The sequence below is a fragment of the Bradyrhizobium sp. Arg237L genome, assembly GCF_029990105.1.
Lineage (GTDB): Bacteria > Pseudomonadota > Alphaproteobacteria > Rhizobiales > Xanthobacteraceae > Bradyrhizobium.
Window position 1 is genome coordinate 41,993 of record NZ_JAQMIL010000003.1, and the last position, 16,411, is coordinate 58,403.

Annotated in this window: 14 protein-coding genes and 1 pseudogene; 11 read left to right on the forward strand and 4 right to left on the reverse strand. The window is 63.5% G+C overall.

Annotated elements, in window-relative coordinates:
* The first annotated feature begins 75 nt into the window (after window positions 1–75).
* The 3 genes from upp to OZ411_RS02360 all read left to right on the forward strand — a co-directional run bounded on the left by upp (window position 76) and on the right by OZ411_RS02360 (window position 3,740).
* Entirely contained in the window at window positions 76–711 is a 636-nt protein-coding gene (upp, locus tag OZ411_RS02350) for a uracil phosphoribosyltransferase (RefSeq protein WP_130577466.1), read from the forward strand.
* An 11-nt stretch (window positions 712–722) separates the two neighbouring features.
* Window positions 723–1,496, forward strand: coding sequence for a thioesterase family protein (locus OZ411_RS02355; RefSeq protein WP_282526629.1), 774 nt, complete (start codon window positions 723–725; stop codon window positions 1,494–1,496).
* A gap of 192 nt (window positions 1,497–1,688) precedes the next feature.
* On the forward strand, window positions 1,689–3,740 hold the full coding sequence (locus OZ411_RS02360) for an ATP-binding protein (RefSeq protein ID WP_282526630.1): 2,052 nt from the start codon (window positions 1,689–1,691) through the stop codon (window positions 3,738–3,740).
* A gap of 165 nt (window positions 3,741–3,905) precedes the next feature.
* Here OZ411_RS02360 and OZ411_RS02365 read toward each other — a convergent pair whose 3' ends face one another.
* Entirely contained in the window at window positions 3,906–5,468 is a 1,563-nt protein-coding gene (locus tag OZ411_RS02365) for an AMP-binding protein (RefSeq protein ID WP_282526631.1), read from the reverse strand.
* 111 nt (window positions 5,469–5,579) lie between these two features.
* Here OZ411_RS02365 and OZ411_RS02370 point away from each other — a divergent pair.
* From OZ411_RS02370 to OZ411_RS02380, 3 genes and pseudogenes are all read left to right on the forward strand, one after another.
* A pseudogene (locus OZ411_RS02370) lies at window positions 5,580–6,543 on the forward strand (nitronate monooxygenase).
* Window positions 6,544–6,708: 165 nt separating this feature from the next.
* Window positions 6,709–6,990 carry a hypothetical protein gene (locus OZ411_RS02375; RefSeq protein WP_165420998.1) on the forward strand — a complete coding sequence of 94 codons (282 nt, stop codon included), beginning with the start codon at window positions 6,709–6,711 and terminating at the stop codon, window positions 6,988–6,990.
* A gap of 119 nt (window positions 6,991–7,109) precedes the next feature.
* Window positions 7,110–7,835, forward strand: coding sequence for a hypothetical protein (locus OZ411_RS02380; RefSeq protein ID WP_130577470.1), 726 nt, complete (start codon window positions 7,110–7,112; stop codon window positions 7,833–7,835).
* A 101-nt stretch (window positions 7,836–7,936) separates the two neighbouring features.
* On the opposite strand, the gene OZ411_RS02385 is transcribed toward OZ411_RS02380, so the two are convergent.
* Window positions 7,937–8,239, reverse strand: coding sequence for a hypothetical protein (locus OZ411_RS02385; RefSeq protein WP_282526632.1), 303 nt, complete (start codon window positions 8,237–8,239; stop codon window positions 7,937–7,939).
* 113 nt (window positions 8,240–8,352) lie between these two features.
* Window positions 8,353–8,529 carry a hypothetical protein gene (locus tag OZ411_RS02390; protein ID WP_165420999.1) on the reverse strand — a complete coding sequence of 59 codons (177 nt, stop codon included), beginning with the start codon at window positions 8,527–8,529 and terminating at the stop codon, window positions 8,353–8,355.
* Window positions 8,530–8,839: 310 nt separating this feature from the next.
* Here OZ411_RS02390 and OZ411_RS02395 point away from each other — a divergent pair, with 310 nt between their 5' ends.
* The 4 genes from OZ411_RS02395 to ugpC all read left to right on the forward strand — a co-directional run bounded on the left by OZ411_RS02395 (window position 8,840) and on the right by ugpC (window position 13,165).
* Window positions 8,840–10,174 (forward strand): extracellular solute-binding protein, encoded by a 1,335-nt coding sequence (locus tag OZ411_RS02395; protein WP_130577472.1) that lies wholly within the window; start codon window positions 8,840–8,842, stop codon window positions 10,172–10,174.
* 91 nt (window positions 10,175–10,265) lie between these two features.
* Entirely contained in the window at window positions 10,266–11,207 is a 942-nt protein-coding gene (locus OZ411_RS02400; RefSeq protein ID WP_282526633.1) for a sugar ABC transporter permease, read from the forward strand.
* On the forward strand, window positions 11,207–12,058 hold the full coding sequence (locus OZ411_RS02405) for a carbohydrate ABC transporter permease (protein ID WP_282526634.1): 852 nt from the start codon (window positions 11,207–11,209) through the stop codon (window positions 12,056–12,058). The genes OZ411_RS02400 and OZ411_RS02405 overlap by 1 nt, the downstream gene beginning before the upstream one ends.
* Window positions 12,059–12,073: 15 nt before the next feature.
* Window positions 12,074–13,165 (forward strand): sn-glycerol-3-phosphate ABC transporter ATP-binding protein UgpC, encoded by a 1,092-nt coding sequence (ugpC, locus tag OZ411_RS02410; RefSeq protein WP_282526635.1) that lies wholly within the window; start codon window positions 12,074–12,076, stop codon window positions 13,163–13,165.
* A 36-nt stretch (window positions 13,166–13,201) separates the two neighbouring features.
* On the opposite strand, the gene OZ411_RS02415 is transcribed toward ugpC, so the two are convergent.
* A complete protein-coding gene (locus OZ411_RS02415) occupies window positions 13,202–14,920 on the reverse strand; it encodes an alpha/beta-hydrolase family protein (RefSeq protein WP_282526636.1) in 1,719 nt (572 codons plus the stop codon).
* Between the two features lie 528 nt (window positions 14,921–15,448).
* Here OZ411_RS02415 and OZ411_RS02420 point away from each other — a divergent pair.
* Window positions 15,449–16,285, forward strand: a complete 837-nt coding sequence (locus OZ411_RS02420) for a universal stress protein (RefSeq protein WP_282526637.1) — start codon at window positions 15,449–15,451, stop codon at window positions 16,283–16,285.
* Window positions 16,286–16,411: the final 126 nt, after the last annotated feature.

Sequence of the window (16,411 nt, forward strand, 5' to 3'; positions counted from 1 at the left end):
CGAGGGCCATCCGTGCACCGGCGCGGCGTCACGAACCCTTGATGCGGGCAGCGACCCTGTGCGACAAATACCGCCATGAGCGCCGCCGCCGTCAACGTCGTCAACCATCCGCTGGTGCAGCACAAGCTCACGCTGATGCGTGAGCGCGACCGGTCGATCAAGAGTTTCCGGGAACTCGTCAACGAGGTCGGCATGCTGCTCTGCTACGAGGTGACGCGCGACCTGCCGCTCGAACTGGTCGACATCGAGACGCCGCTGATGCCGATGAAGGCGCCGATGATCGCAGGCAAGAAATTGACCTTTGCCCCGATCCTGCGCGCCGGCGTCGGATTCCTGGACGGCATGCTCGCGCTGGTGCCGTCGGCGCGCGTGTCGCATATCGGGCTCTATCGCGATCCCGAGACGCTGGAAGCGGTGGAATATTTCTTCAAGGCGCCGCACGATCTGGCCGATCGCACCGCGATCCTGATGGACCCGATGCTGGCGACCGGCAATTCCGCCGTCGCCGGTGCGAACCTCCTGAAAAAGCGTGGCGCCCGTGACCTCCGTTTCGTCTGCCTGCTGGCCGCCCCTGAGGGCATCGCGCATTTTCAGCGGGAGCATCCCGATGTGCCGCTCTGGACCGCGGCCATCGATGAGCGGTTGAACGACCACGGCTACATCCTGCCCGGCCTCGGCGATGCCGGCGACCGCATGTTCGGCACCAAATAGGCCCAGTTATCATGGACCCCATCTTCTGCGTTGACGGCAACAAAGTCGTCACCAGCCCGGATGCCGCCGGCCCCTGGCATCCGCAGATGCAGCACGGTTCCGCGCCTGCGGCGCTGGTGGTGTGGGCCGCGGAGTCCCTGCTCACGCCGGTGCCGATGCAGATCGCGCGCGTCACCATCGACCTGATGCGGCCGGTGCCGGTCGCGCCGCTCACCATCGAGACCGAGATCTTGCGCGAGGGCCGCAAGATCCAGCTCTGCGGCGTGCGGCTCCTGGCCGAAGGCGTGCCTGTGGTCGCGGCCTCCGTGCTGCGGATCAAGTCGCAGGCGCAGGCATTGCCGCCCGATGTCGTTGACCTGCCGCTCGGGCTTCCCGGCCCCGATCAATCGATGTTCGAGCCTGCCGATAACGCCGGCAGCCCGTTCACCAGATGCATCTCGATGCGCGCCGCGCGCGGCCGCTTCGGCATGGTTGGTCCTGCCGCGATCTGGTTTCGCGTCGACCGGCCGCTGATCGCGGGATCGCCGGTGTCGCAGGCCATGCGCGCGGTGGTCGCCGCCGATTTCAGTAACGGCACCTCGTCCACGCTCGATTTCCGGGAGTGGACCTTCATCAATGCCGACCTCACCGTGAGCCTTTCGCGACAACCGGTCGGCGAGTGGATCCTGCTCGATGGCGAAAGCTGGATCGGACCCGATGGGGCGGGGCTCGCGATGTCGCGGCTCGCCGACGAGCGCGGCTATTTCGGCCGCGCCGTGCAAAGCCTGGTGATTGAGAAGCGCTAAGGTAACGCGGCGAAAAATTGCTTCATCGCCTTGGAACGCTTCGAGGCCGGGCGAGTTTGGCCCCTCGTTGAGGGCCATCATGAAGTGCGTTGATTTAGCCGCCGGCGGACGGACGCTCGCTGCCGGGCAAGCGTCAGCCGTCGTCGCTTCCTATCCTATTGCAGCCAAGTCTTTTTTAGCCCGGAGCGTACCGTGAGGCCGGGTCCTTCCTCCGAACGCGCGGTGGTCCTTGCTTCGACCGAGCGTGAAGCGGTCGAGACCGCCTGCCTGATCCGTGAGGCGGGCTACTATGCCAACATCTGCGGCGATCTCACCGCGCTGAGGCGCGAGATCGCAAGCGGCGCGGGGCTCGCCGTGATCGCCGATGACGCGATCATGGGAGCGGATTTGACCGGCCTGACCCGATGGCTCAACGATCAGCCGGCATGGTCGGATTTCCCGATCGTGCTTCTGACCCAGGGCGGCAGCCCCGAGCGCGATCCCGGCGCGGTACGGCTCGGCAAGATCCTGGGCAATGTCACCTTCATCGAGCGGCCGTTTCATCCCACCACGCTTGCGAGCATCGTCGGCTCCGCAGTGCGTGGCCGACGCCGCCAGTACCAGACCCGCGCCATCCTCGAAGACCTCACCGAAAGCGAGAGCCTGCTGCAGACCGCGCTCAACGCCGGCCAGCTCGGCGCGCTGGAATTGCATTTGCCGGAATTCGAGCTGGAGGCTTCGGACATCTGCAAGACCTATTTCGGGCGCCGCACGAGCGAGCGGTTCACCTACCCGGAGCTGCTCGACGCCGTGCATCCCGACGACCGCGAGCGGCGTCTTGGCGTCCTGGCGCAAAGCATCCGCACCGGCAAGCATTACGCGATCGAATACCGGGTGATCTGGCCGGACGGCTCGCAGCATTGGCTCGACGTGCGCGCCCGCGCCGTGCGGCGGCCCGATGGCAGTCTCAAATCGCTGGTCGGTGTCTGCTCCGACATCACCCTGCGCAAGACCGCCGAGATCGAGCGCGAAAACCTGCTGGCGCAGCTTGCAGCCGAGCGTACCGCGCTTTCGGAATTGACGGCGACGCTGGAGCAGCGCGTCGAGCAGCGCACCGCCGACCTCCTGAAGGAAGTCGCCGCGCGCGAAAAGGCGCAGGAGCAGCTCCGCCATGCGCAGAAGATGGAGATTATCGGCCAGCTCACCGGCGGCATCGCCCATGACTTCAACAATCTCCTGATGGCGGTGATGGGAAATCTCGAGCTCTTGCGCAAGCGCCTGCCGAGCGACCAGCGCCTGCATCGCCTCATCGACGGCGCAATGCAGGGGGCCGAGCGCGGCGCCTCGCTGACGCAGCGGCTGCTCGCCTTCGCCCGGCAGCAGGACCTGCGCGTGGAGCCGGTCGATCTGCGTGCGCTGATCCGGGGCATGAGCAATCTGCTCGAACGCTCGCTGGGGCCGCGGATCGCATTGCACCTTGATTTGCCCGAAGGCCTGCCGCCGGCGCGGATCGACGCCAACCAGCTCGAGCTTGCGATCCTCAATCTCGCGATCAACGCGCGCGATGCGATGTCGGATGGCGGCGCAATCGACATCAAGGTGTCGGAAGATCAGGCCGTAAAGGATCCGTCGCTCATGCCGGGCTGTTATCTCAAGCTGTCGGTGATCGATACCGGCAGTGGGATGTCGCCGGAGATCCTGAAGCGCGCGATCGAGCCGTTCTTCTCGTCAAAGCCGCTCGGCAAGGGCACCGGGCTCGGACTGTCGATGGTGCATGGGCTCGCCGTGCAACTCGGCGGCACGCTGCAGCTTTCCAGCATCGAAGGCCAGGGCACCACCGCAACGCTGATGCTGCCGGTTGCGACGGTCCTGGCGGAAGCAGCGAGCCCAGCGCCGCCGTCGCGAAAGCTCAAGCGCTCCGCGGTGATCCTGTTCGTCGACGACGATCCCTTGATCGCGATGTCGACCACGGAGATGCTGGAGGATCTCGGCCACCGCGTGATCGGCGCCACCTCAGGCCTGCACGCGCTTGACATCCTTCGCAGCGAGCAGCCGCTCGATTTGATGATGACCGATCACGTCATGCCAGGGATGACCGGGCTCGAGCTTGCCGCCGCCACGCGAAAAGTGCGCCCGTCACTGCCGATCCTGCTCGCCACCGGTTATGCCGAACTGCCCGACGGCGTGCAGGTCGACCTGCCGCGACTGGCGAAGCCCTACCACCAGGATCAGTTGCGCGACCGGCTGGACCAATTGCTGCGGTGAGCGTTACCCCAGCTCTCTCCACGTCATTGCGAGCGGAGCGAAGCAATCCATAGCGACGCACGCGGAGGCGTGGATTGCTTCGTCGCTACGCTCCTCGCAATGACGTCGCGTAGCGATGCGGCGCACCTATCGGAGATGCTGCCGCGCGTCTCGAGCGCACGCGCGTCATCCCACCATCCGCTCGCGGCCGGTCCAGAAGCTTGCCTTCAACACCTTCTTGTCGACCTTGCCGACGCCGGTCATCGGCAATTCCTTCACGAAGCGGATCTGCTTCGGCGCATGCGCCGAGCCTTTCTTCGCTTTCACCAGGTTGATCAGCTCATCCGCATCCGGCCGCGCGCCGTCGCGGGCGACGATAACAGCGGTGACCGCTTCACCCCATTTGTCGTCGGGCACGCCGACGACCGCGACCATCGCAACGTCCGCGTGCTGCGACAGCACGTCCTCGACCTCGCGCGGGAAGATGTTGAAGCCGCCGGAGACGATCATGTCCTTCTTGCGATCGAGGATGTACATGTAGCCGCGCTCATCGGCGCGGGCGATGTCGCCGGTATGCAGCCAGCCGTTCTTGAGCGTCTCCGCTGTCGTATCGGGCCGCTTCCAGTATTCCGCCATCACATGCGGCGCGCGCACGCAGATCTCGCCAGCTTCGCCGGTTGCGACCTCCTCGTCATTGTCATCAAGGATCTTCACGTCGCAGACGGCGATCGGGAAGCCGCAGGACAGGAACAGCCCGGGCGTCTTCGGATCATGGTCGGCCTTGCGCAGCACCGAAACCGGATAGCATTCGGTCTGGCCGTAAAGCTGCGAGAACACCGGCCCGATCCGCTCGATGCCTTCGACCAGCCGGCTCGGCGACATCGCCGAGGCGCCATAAAGCAACAGTTCGAGCGAGGAGAGATCGGTCTTATCAAGCAAGGGATGATCGAGCAGCACATAGATCATGGTCGGCACGAACAGCGTGAAGTTGATCTTCTCCCGCTCGATGGTCTTGAGCACGGCCTCGGGATCGAAACCCCTCAGCATGTGCACGGTGCCGCCGCGCATCAGCGTCGGCAGCACTTTCGTTCCGGCGACATGGCTGGTCGGCGCCACCGTGAGATAACGCGGCGTGTCGGGGATTTCGAAATCGGCCAGGATCGCGCCGGCGAAGCCGCCATATTCGCGGTGATGGCGCAGCGCGCCCTTGGATTTGCCTGTCGTGCCGCCGGTATAGTTCAGCGTCGCGATGTCGTCCGGTCCGGCCAGGCAGCGCGCGGTAGCGTGCCCCGCCTGCTCGATCGCCTGCAACAGGTCGATGCCGTAATCGGCGGGGCCGAGCGTGAACACGGTTTTGATATTCGTGGCTTTCGCCGCGAGATCGCCGCCGCGGTCGCGGAAGGTCGCGGCATCGATGATCAGCATCTGCGCGTCCGAATCCTCGATCTGGAATAGCTGATCGTCCAGCGATCCCAGAGGATGCAGCCAGGTGATCGCAAGTCGCGCGAGCTGCGCGGCGACGCCGGCGCACCAGGCGTCGGCGCGGTTGGCGCTCAGCAGCGCGACGCGGGTGCCGGGCGCGAAGCCGAGCCGCATGAACACGTTCTGGATCCGCCCGACCAGGTCGGTCGTGCCCCGGTAGGTGATCGATCCATCAGGCCAACTGAAGGCGGTGCGCGTGGGATAGCGTGCCAGCGCCCGCAGCGTCTGCGCGCACACCGGTGGAAACGCATGGAGCGGATCGCTCATCTCAAGAATTCCTCCCCGTCGGTTTTGTGTCTGGCATTTCTTCGTGCCAATGTTGACGATGACGCTAGCACAACAAGGAAGCGGCTCAAGCCGGGAGAGGGAAGAAACGCCTTGCCGTCGAACAACATTCGCTCGCGCTTTCGCGAACGCCTCTCGCTGCCGCTGATCGCGGCGCCGATGTTTCTGGTCTCCGGCGTCGAGCTGGTGGTGGCCGCCTGCCGCAATGGCGTGATCGGTTCGTTCCCCACGGTGAATTGCCGCGAGACAGAACAGCTCGACCAGTGGCTGAGCGAGATCGAGACTCGATTGCAGCGGCATTCCGACGCAAGCGGGAAGGCGGCCGCGCCGATTCTGCCCGAACCTGATCGTGCACCGCTCCAACGCGCGGCTGCAGCAGGATCTGGACGTGCTGCTGCGTCACAAGCCGGAGATGGTCATCACTTCAGTCGGCTCGCCGGCACCTGTCCTGGCGCCGCTGCACGATGCCGGCGCGCTGGTGTTCGCCGACGTCGCCTCGATCCACCACGCCGAGCGCGCGGTCGAAGCCGGCGCCGACGGATTGGTGCTGCTCACCGCGGGCGCGGGTGGGCAGACCGGCTGGCTCAATCCGTTCGTGTTCGTGCGCGCTGTCCGCGCCTTCTTTGATGGTCCGATCGTGCTCGCCGGAGGCATCTGCGATGGCCACGCGCTACGCGCCGCCGAAGCGCTCGGCTGCGACCTCGCCTACATGGGCACCAAATTCATCGCCACGCGCGAGAGCATGGCGGATAACAGCTACAAGCAGATGCTGGTCACAAGCGGCGCCGACGATATCCTGCTCACCACCGCCTTCACCGGCCTGCAGACCAACATGCTGCGCCCCTCGATCGAAGCTGCCGGCCTCGATCCCGACAACCTGCCGCAGCGCGGCGCCATCGACATCGGCAAGGATATCGACATCGGCGCCCGCGAAAGCCGCCCCAAGCGCTGGCGCGATATCTGGAGCGCCGGCCATTCGGTCTCCGGCGTGACGGATGTGCTCCCGGTGGATGAACTGGTGGCGAGGACGGTCGAGGAATATCGCGCCGCCCTGTAGCCCGGATGGAGCGAAAGCGTAATCCGGGATGAGGTCACCCCGCCCTCGAAACCCCGGATTGCGCTTCGCTCCATCCGGGCTACGACTAATTCGCCCCGAGATACCACTTAACCCGGCATTAACCACGTCCGCCCCAACAATAGCCGCGCAGGACAGCCCGCCGCCATGGCCGGGCTGGCGCAGGACCAAAGGGGATACGACGTGCTTCTTGAGGCCTTTCTCACCAAAACCCCCGCGACCCTTGATGAGCTTCGGACCCGCGTCCGCCACGCCTTGCAGCGCCATCCGCTCTGTCGCAACGTCGAATTCGACGTCGTCAGCATGCCTCGCACCCGCCGGACCAACTGGACCATCAGCCTGCATTCGGTATCAGGGTCCGCGCTGTTCGAGGCCCATGACATCGTCGCCGACATCCAGGAAGCCTATGAACTGGCCGCCGCGGCCTGATTTTCGCTTGTTTAAATTAGGTTTTTTCGCCTTTGCCCCGCCTTGGCGGTTCCAAGGGCATGCTAACGCCGCAATTAGCGTTCAATTTCAAGGGAAGTCCGGGCGAGATGGAGACGTCGTTGACTAGGGCCATGACCATCATCGCGCTGACCTGCTTCCTCGTGGTTGGCGCCGCCGCCACCAGCATTTTGAGCCGTGACAGCGTGCCGATGCCGCGCAGTGTCGCGGAGGAAGCCGCGCCCGTTCATCCCGTCTCCAACAAGGAGAGCAAGAAGGACCGCCTCGCGGTGGTGGCCTACGCGCTCGCCGCCTATGAGCCGCCGCCGCAGACCCCGGCGCAGGCGCAGCTTCAGGCCCAGGCCCAGGCCGCCATCCCGGATCTCACGGCCTCCCTGCGCCAGGCCTATGCCTCGGCCGAGCCGGCCGATGTCGGCCTGCCGAAATTGACCGAGCCGCCCGCGAACCAGCCTGCAGCCGCCCAGCCGGCCACGCCGGCGCCCCCCAAGCCAAAGGCTGCCGCCAAGCCCGCGCCGCAGAAGAATTACGCGCTGCTCAGCGATGCGCAGATCGCCGGCATCAAGGACCGGCTGAAGCTGACCTCGTCGCAGGAATATTACTGGCCTGCGGTCGAGACCGCGCTTCGCGCCGTCGCCCGCAAGATCCACCAGAAGCGCCAAGCCGATCCGAATGCGAACGGGATGCCGATCGATCCGGACTCCGACGAAGTGCAGCAATTGAAATCGGCGGCCATGCCGCTCCTGTTCCAGCTCCGCGAAGACCAGAAGAACGAAGTCCGCTCGCTCGCCCGCATCATCGGCCTGGAAAAAGTCGCCGCGATGATCTGAGCGGCGTGGCGAGAAAGTTTCCCACGATCCTGTCATTCCGGGCTCGATGCTTCGCATCGCCCCGGAATGACAGGGAAGAGTCGCCCGCACAATCCGCCCGATCAATGCAGCAGGTCGTACGCCGCTACGCGATTGATGTCGGCCAGGCGACGATCGGCATTGGCCTCAAGGTCGAGGCTTCCAACCAGGTCAAGCAGGCGCTGATAGGCATGGTCCGCGACGTCAACGGGCAGAGGTTCTTCGTCGAAGGCTTCGACGTAGCCGCCAACGAGATCGCTCAGCAGCCGGCACAAAGCCTGTTGCCCGGGCTCGTCCCTCACTAACGCGTCGAGTTTTTGCTGGAAGTTTCGGAAGGTTCGCAAGCCATGGTGCTGCTGCGAGAGCCATGCATGCAAGTCGTTCATATCAGCCTCTTCATGCTACGGAAGAAGCTACCGGCTTATACACGCGGCCGGCTTCTGGCGCCATCGCGATTTTTTTGCACTGCGGCCCTTGAAGGCGGCGGAACAGGGCGACATCAATTCTCGTTGCGCCAGCCTCCCAACAGGAAAGCTTTGCGCGGTCTGCGATTTGCTCCCGCCTGCGCCTGCACGTCGGGGAGATCGACGCTGCTTCGCTTCATCAGCAGCCTGGCGATGATCCCGATGATGACGAAGGGCGCTACATAGATCACGAACACTTCGAGTGCGCGCATGGGACCGCTCCACATGATCGTGGACCCGACCCCACTATAGCACAGGACGTTTTTCATGTCGGTAAGCAAGGTGTGCTGGCCAACCCTGGGCCTTGGCGGAGGCGACGCATGGACTGCCCGAACGGTGCAGTGCGAAAGGGTTACCCGGCAGGACGACGCTGCCCCGGTTTCAAGCGAGCCTCCGCCCGCCACGCGTTATCGAAGTTGGGCAGGCGTGCTAGTATCTCCAGTTGTTCAAGCCCAAGTCTGTTGGGTGACGTCTGCATGCAAAGAGGAGAATTCAACCTACAGATAACAGGGAGGACAGGTCATGGCTCGCATAAGTCGGCGTGAGCTTCTTAAGCTTTCCGGCGGTGGTGCAGTTGCGGCGAGGACTGGAGGACTGGCGTCAATTCTTGCCCTGAAGCAGGCGCCCGCCTACGCACAAGCAACGACGATTCATTGGCTGCGCTGGAACGATTTCGTTCCTGCCTCGGACGAAGTGCTCCGCAAGGTGATCGTTCCCGAATGCGCCAAGGCGCTCGGCATCAAGCTCAACATCGAGATGATCAACGGTAACGACATCCAGGCGCGCACGACCTCGGCGATTCAGTCCGGCACCGGACCGGACGTGATCTGCGCGCTCAACAACTGGGCGCAGCTCTATCCCGAGAGCGTCATCGACGTCAGCGATGTGGCGGAGGAGATCGGCAAGGCGCAGGGCGGCTTCTACGAGGAATCGCGCGTCGTCGCCAATGACGGCAAGAAATGGATCGCGGTCCCCTGGTGCGTGCTCGGCGCGCAACTGGCGTACCGCAAGTCCTGGTTCGCGGAGATCGGGTACGAGGCGCCAAAGTTCCCGCAAACCTGGGAGGAATATCGCGAGGCCGGCAAGAAGCTGAAGGCGAAGGGCCGGCCCCTGGGGCAGACGGTCGGCCACAGCTTCGGCGATCCGCCGACCTATGCCTATCCGTATCTTTGGTCATGGGGCGGCAAGGAGGTCGAGGCGGACGGCAAGACGGTGACGCTGAACTCCAAGGCGACGGTCGATTCCGTCAAGTTCGCGGTTGGCTTCTGGAACGACGCATATGACGAGGGTGGGCTCGCCTGGGACGACACCAGCAACAACCGCGCCTTCCTCGCAGGCACGATCAGCTCGACGTTGAACGGCGCCTCGATCTACATCGAGGCCAAGCGCAAGCCCCAAGTCTATCTTACCGAAACCGGCACGCCGATGTGGCAGGACATCCTGCACGCGCCGCTGCCCAGGGGCGCCGCCGGCCAGTTCGGCTATCACTTGCCGATGTCGAACATGCTGATGAAGTATGTGAAGGACCAGAAGGCCGGCAAGGAGTTCCTGCGCTGGATCACCTCCAAACCGGTCTATCAGGCGTGGTTCGATTCGCAGCAGGGCTATTCCGTCGGGGCGACCACGGTTTGGGAGCAGGATAAGCTCTGGGAGAACGACCCCGTGATGCTGCCGTTCCGGACGGCGGCGCGGGCCGGACGTTTCCCCGGCTACGCCGGGCCGGCCGACCGCCACGCAGCCGAGGTGCTCAGCAAGTACATCATGGTCGACATGACGGCAAAGGCGATACAGGGCATGCCGGCGCAGGACGCGGTGAAATGGGCGCACGACGAGGTGGCAAGGATTTATGCCGCTTGAAGCCGCTTCCTCGGCGCGCTAGGTTTTGATCTCGCCTCGGTGCTGCGGCCCGCGGCCGCAGCGCTCCGGCAGCCGTTCGGAGAACCGCTCGATGGCCGTCGACTCCGTCGTCGCTGCAAGACCCTATGTGTCCGCGCCGCGGCGCGGGCCGGTCACGCGAGTTCTTGAGAACGAGCGCTGGTTCGCCTTCTTCCTGCTGCTGCCGACCGCGGTGCTGCTCGGCCTCTTCATCGCCTATCCCTTCGTCAAGGGCGTGCTGCTGGCCGTGACCGACGCCAAGGTCGGCGTGCCCGGAAACTTCGTCGGACTGCAGAACTTCGCGGTGCTGATGAACGACAGCATCTTCCGCGTCGCGGTCTGGAACACCATCCTCTACACGGCGGTGACGACCGTCTTCAAGCTGGCGCTCGGCTTGTGGCTTGCTCTGCTGCTCAACCGCCATTTCAGGGCAAAGGCCCTGACCCGCGCCTTCATCCTGTTGCCTTTCATCATCCCGACCGTGCTCTCGACCTTTGCGTGGAAGTGGATGTTCGATCCGACCTTCAGCGTCATCAACTGGACGCTCTTTCACCTCGGCATCATCCGCACCCGCATCAATTGGCTGGGCGACCCCGGACTTGCGCTGATCTCGGTGATGATCGTCAATATCTGGCGCGGCGTGCCGTTCTACGCAATCAGCCTGCTCGCCGGATTGCAGACCATCAGTCCGGAGCTGGCCGAGGCGGCCGCGATCGACGGAGCGCGGCCCTGGCAGCGCTTCCGCTACATCACCTGGCCGCTGCTGCTGCCAGTCACCATGGTCGTCGTGCTGTTCTCGGTGATCCAGACATTCGCCGATTTCCAGCTCGTCTATATCCTGACCGGCGGCGGACCGGCCAACGCCACGCAGCTCTTCGCCACCTATGCCTATCAGGTCGGCGTCGGCACGGGTCTGTTGGGTGAGGGCGCGGCGATATCGCTCGCGATGTTCCCGGTGCTGCTCATCGTCGTCGTCGTGCAGCTCCTCTATATCCGCCGCGTGGAGACACTTTGATGATAGAGGGCGCGCGCTGGCGTCGTTGGGTCTTCTTCAATCTCCCGCTCGCGCTGTTCGTGATCGGGCTCCTCTTCCCGTTCTATTGGATGATGGTGACGACGGTGCGGCCGGACGCCGAGCTCTATCGTCCCTGGATGGCGCCGAACTACACGCCGTTCTGGACGCTCAATCCGACCCTCGACCATATCCGGTATCTCCTGGACGAGACGCTGTTCAGCCGGTGGATGCTGAACACCTTCTTCATCTCGGTGCTTGCCACGGTGATCTCGCTTTTCTGCGGGCTGCTGGCCGGCTACGCGCTCTCCCGGCTCAAATTTCCGTTCGCCGGCAGCCTCGGCACCGGAATCTTCATCACCTATCTCGTGCCGCAGACGCTGTTGTTCATCCCGCTCGCCGATATCATCCGCAACTTCCGCCTCGGCGATACGCCCTGGGCGCTCGTTCTCACATACCCCACCTTCCTCATCCCGTTCTGCACCTGGCTGCTGATGGGCTACTTCAAGGCGATCCCGCGCGAGCTCGAGGAATGCGCACGGATCGACGGCGCGACGCGTTGGCAGGCGATGGTCTACATCGTCTTCCCGGTCGCCGTGCCGGGCATCCTCTCGGCCGGAATCTTCGCCTTCACGCTGTCGTGGAACGAGTTCATCTATGCCCTCGTCTTCCTGTCCTCGCCGGAGCAGAAGACGGTCGCCGTCGGCATCACCTCGGAGCTTGTCCGCGGCGACGTGTTCTACTGGGGCTCGCTGATGGCCGGCGCGCTTCTCGGTTCGGTACCGGTGGCGCTGATCTATTCCTTCTTCGTCGAGTACTACGTCGCCGGCATCACCGGGTCCGTCAAAGGGTGAGGCAAAGGGTGAGCCATGTCTCGGGTCATCATACGGAGTTTGAACAAGAGGTTTGACGGGGTCCATGCCGTCAAGGACGTCAATCTTGAGATTCACGACAAGGAATTCGTGGTGCTTGTCGGTCCCTCGGGCTGCGGCAAGACGACGACGCTCCGCATGGTGGCCGGGCTCGAATCGATCACTTCGGGCGAGATCATGATCGGCGACCGCATCGTCAACGAGCTGCCGCCGATGGACCGCGACATCGCCATGGTGTTCCAGAACTACGCCCTTTATCCGCACATGAGCGTCTACGACAACATGGCCTTCGGCCTGAAGATGCGCGGGTTCGATCGCGCCGAGATCGCGAACCGCGTGAAGGCCGCGGCCGAAATCCTTGGCATAGAGGAGCAACTGCAACGCAAGCCGCGCCAGCTCTCCGGTGGCCAGCGGCAGCGCGTCGCCTTGGGCCGCGCCATCGTTCGGCATCCGCAGGTGTTCCTGTTCGACGAGCCGCTATCGAACCTCGACGCCAAGCTGCGCATCCAGATGCGGGTGGAGATCAAGAAGATCCACGTCCGCCTCGGCACCACCGCGATCTACGTCACCCACGATCAGGTCGAAGCGATGACGCTCGGCGATCGCGTGGTGGTCATGAAGGATGGTCTCGTTCAGCAGGTGGGCGAGCCGCTCGAGCTCTACAACGAGCCCGCCAATCGCTTCGTCGCAGGCTTCATCGGCTCCCCGGCCATGAACTTCGCGACGGTGGAAATGGCCGACACCGAGGGCGCCCTCTGGGCCCGCCATGAGGGCATCCGCATCAAGCTGCCGACTGAGCTCGCAGGCCGGCTCCGGCCGCATGTCGGAGAGAATGTCACGCTCGGAATCCGTCCGGAGGATCTGCACGTCGCATCCGGCAGCGACATGGCGGACCTCAGCTTCGATGCCGTGGTCGAGGTCATCGAGAAGCTCGGCTCCCAGATTCTTCTGGACGTCAGGGTTGGCCCCAACACGATGGTGGCCGCGGTCGAGCCGACCGTCAAAGCGAAAGTCCACGACCGCCTTCGCCTCGCGCTCAATCCCGACCGGCTGTACTTCTTCGACCGCGTGTCGCAGGCGGCAATCTGAGGTTTTTCACATTGGCGTGCTCGGGACGGGGTCGTGTTACTCAAGCGTCCCGGCCGCCGATGGTGTTGGACCAATAGCCGCGGCGGACTGCGGCTTGGAGAGGTGCTGCTTCAGCCGCGTGATTCCTTCCGGCGCCCAGTCGCGAACGTCCGTCACCTCGATCCATGCGTCGATGTAGTGCGCCGGGGCGTAGACGTGGCCGTAGCCGATCGGCGCCTCGGTTGCCATGAACATGTCCAGCATCAATTGGAAAAGAGTTACGACCGGGTACCAGCGCAATTGCGGCGACACGTCCGGGCCGCGCGGCGGCTGCATCCAGTCCGGTTCGCGATAGAGGCTGCGATAGTCGAAAAAGGTCGCCGGATCGCTTGCATATTGGAGGTAGACGATCCTCACCGGTCCCCACGGGGCATTCGGACCTGGGGGCTCGGCAGCCTCTCCGTGCTGATTCATGAACCGCACGAACGATCCATCACGAAAGCGGGGAAGCCAGGCGGGCGACCCGGGGTTGCGATGGTCGGTGAGCCAGCGCCAGAGCCTGCTCGAATAGGGCGGCCCGCTCCAGAGCGCGCCATCGAAAGGGTCGCCCATCACTTCGATCAGGTCCGTCGACTGTTCGGAATTCGTGGCGCCAAGACTGATACCGTGGAGATAAAGCCTCGGCCGGTTTCCCCTCGGAAGCGTGGTCCAATATCCATAGATCTCCTTGAAGAGGGCGCGCGCGACTTCAGCGCCATAGCCTGGGTCCACGAGCAGGTATAGCCAACTGGCAAGATAGGAGTATTGCAGAGCAACGCTCGCCACGTCACCGTCGTGCAGATATTCGACGCTGTCGATCGCCGCCGGGTCAACCCAGCCGGTGCCGGTCGGAGTTACCACAATAAGCACGGATCGTTCGAACCCGCCGACGCGCTTTAGTTCTTCCAGTGCAAGCTTGGCGCGCCGTTCCGGCGTGGCCGCCGAGCGTAGTCCGACATAGGCGCGAATGGGCTCGAGCGCTCGCCTGCCCGACAAAGTGCTTATGTCTTCGCGGGTCGGCCCCGAGGAGATGAACTCTCGCCCCGCCCGCCCGAGCTTGTCCCAGGCGAGCAGGGAAGCGTTGCTTCCGGTCTTCAAAGGGTCTGTGGGCGGCGGAGTCTCCGGTTCGATCATCGCGTCGTATTCCCGGAAGGACGCCTCTGCGACGTGCAGGACCGCGCGGAAGAGGACTCCATTGATAACCGACCAAAACAGCGCAACCGCCGCGATGACGCCGATGACGTTAGACACCCGTCCTGGCAGGAAACGATTAACGCTTGTCGCGACAAAGCGGAGCGTCAGTCGGAAGAGCCGCGCGAGCGCGATCAGGATTGCGAAAACAGTCAGCGCAATCAGGCTGACCTCGAGTGGATACACCGTGTCGACCGGCTCGAGTTTCATCAACTCACGGATTGAATTCTGCCATTGCGCCATCTGCGAGAGGGAGATGATCGCGACGATCGCGCAACCGGTGGCGGCAGCGAGCTTGACGACGCGCAGGAAGCGGCCAGTGAGTTGCACAAGCTCCATATAGTCCCAAAGCCAAACGCCAAATACGCCGATGCCGTATCCGGCCGCAAGAGAGCATCCAGAAAGCACGCCCTGCGTCAAAAAGGTCCGCGGCAACAGCGTCGGCGTCAGAGAGGCAGCAAAAAACAGCGTTCCAATGAGAACGCCGCCGGTAGAGAATGAAGGCCACAGCCTTCTCTTTATGGCTGGGGATCGATTGGTGACCATCGTGCTGCGAGCGAAGTGTGGTCAGAAAGCGCCGTTGAACGGATTGCAACAGCATCGCAAGCATGCCGCATACTGACCCGAGTGTTTAGCCGAAGGATCGTCGGCCCGGACGGTATCCTTCGTGTGGCAAACCGCCTTCGAAGAGCATGACGCCCTCCTTGCTGGTTAATCGTCAACCTTCTGCGCGGCGCGCGTTGGCCACTACTAGCATTTTTGTGCCAGCTCGTACACAACTGGGTTGTATGACTATTCGCCAGATCGCCTTGACAGGCTGGTGTTGATGGCTGCGCCGACGCCCCCGTTGGATCATTGTTGGGCGCTACGCTGCCAGAGGCTCGCCCTGGCGCCACCCGCGATCATCATCCCGCGGGCATCAGGCGAAGAGGTCGCGGAACCGACAGCAGGAGGGAACACGCGACACGATCCCGTCGTATTGCAAGGTAGGCAATTGACGAGCCGGCCAGCCTGAGGACAATTGATCACGTGCGCAAACGAGTGCGGATCTCTTGAGCCGTATGGTGATGAAACATGAAGGACATACTCGTTTTCCTTTCCCCCTCGCGCAGAGATGACCTCTCGAGCGGAGCGCATTGTGCGATCGCCCTGGCTCGCATGCATGGGGCGCATCTATCTGCATTGATTGCAGATGTGGAAACCGACCTCCGCGACTTGCCGCCTGAACCGGACATTCGGCAAGTGGAGAGGGCTGGCGCCAAGCCGGCAACGTCAAGTGAACGGGTGGCACGAACGGCGGAACTCGTTCAGTCCGCTGCGACGGACGCAAACGTATCATGTGACATTCTGCAGACCGAAAACCAGCCCGTCTCGCTTCGCGAACGAATGATCCATTGCACCCAGGTGCACGACGTCCTGATTATCGATGCGCGCGGGCCGCTCGATTCGCCCCGCAAAGAACTCGTCGAGGCAGCTCTGTTTGCGAGTGGTCGGCCAATTGTCTTCGTGCCACCAAACACCCCTGTACTCGCAAAAGGCCGGATTGTCGTTGCATGGGACGGAACACGTTCGGCGGTTCGTGCAGTGCGCGATGCTTTGCCCCTTCTCGCTCAGTCGCGTGAGGTACTCGTCGTATCGGTCATTGACGACAAGCTGTTTCCGATACCTCATTCTGGAGACGCACTCTGCCGCTATCTGGGGCGGTGGCATGTTGATGCCAAGTTCGGCACGATCCATCGTGAGACTTTGAACATTGGCGCGAGCCTTCTGGCCTATGCGCAGCAAGCAGACGCGGATCTGCTTGTGATGGGCGCGTTCGCACATGGATTCGAGCGCGAGCTGATGCTCGGTAGCGCAACGCGAGATATCTTCAACGCGAGGATCGAGATTCCCGTACTCTTATCGCACTAGTTTGCAGCGACGGCGCCGCCTGCGCGCGCGACATCCATCCTTCATGCGGCCCTGCTGCTGGCTGCATTAGAACTTGGCAAACACATTGACGCGACCATCCTGCGTCGCGCCGTGGAAGCGGTCTTC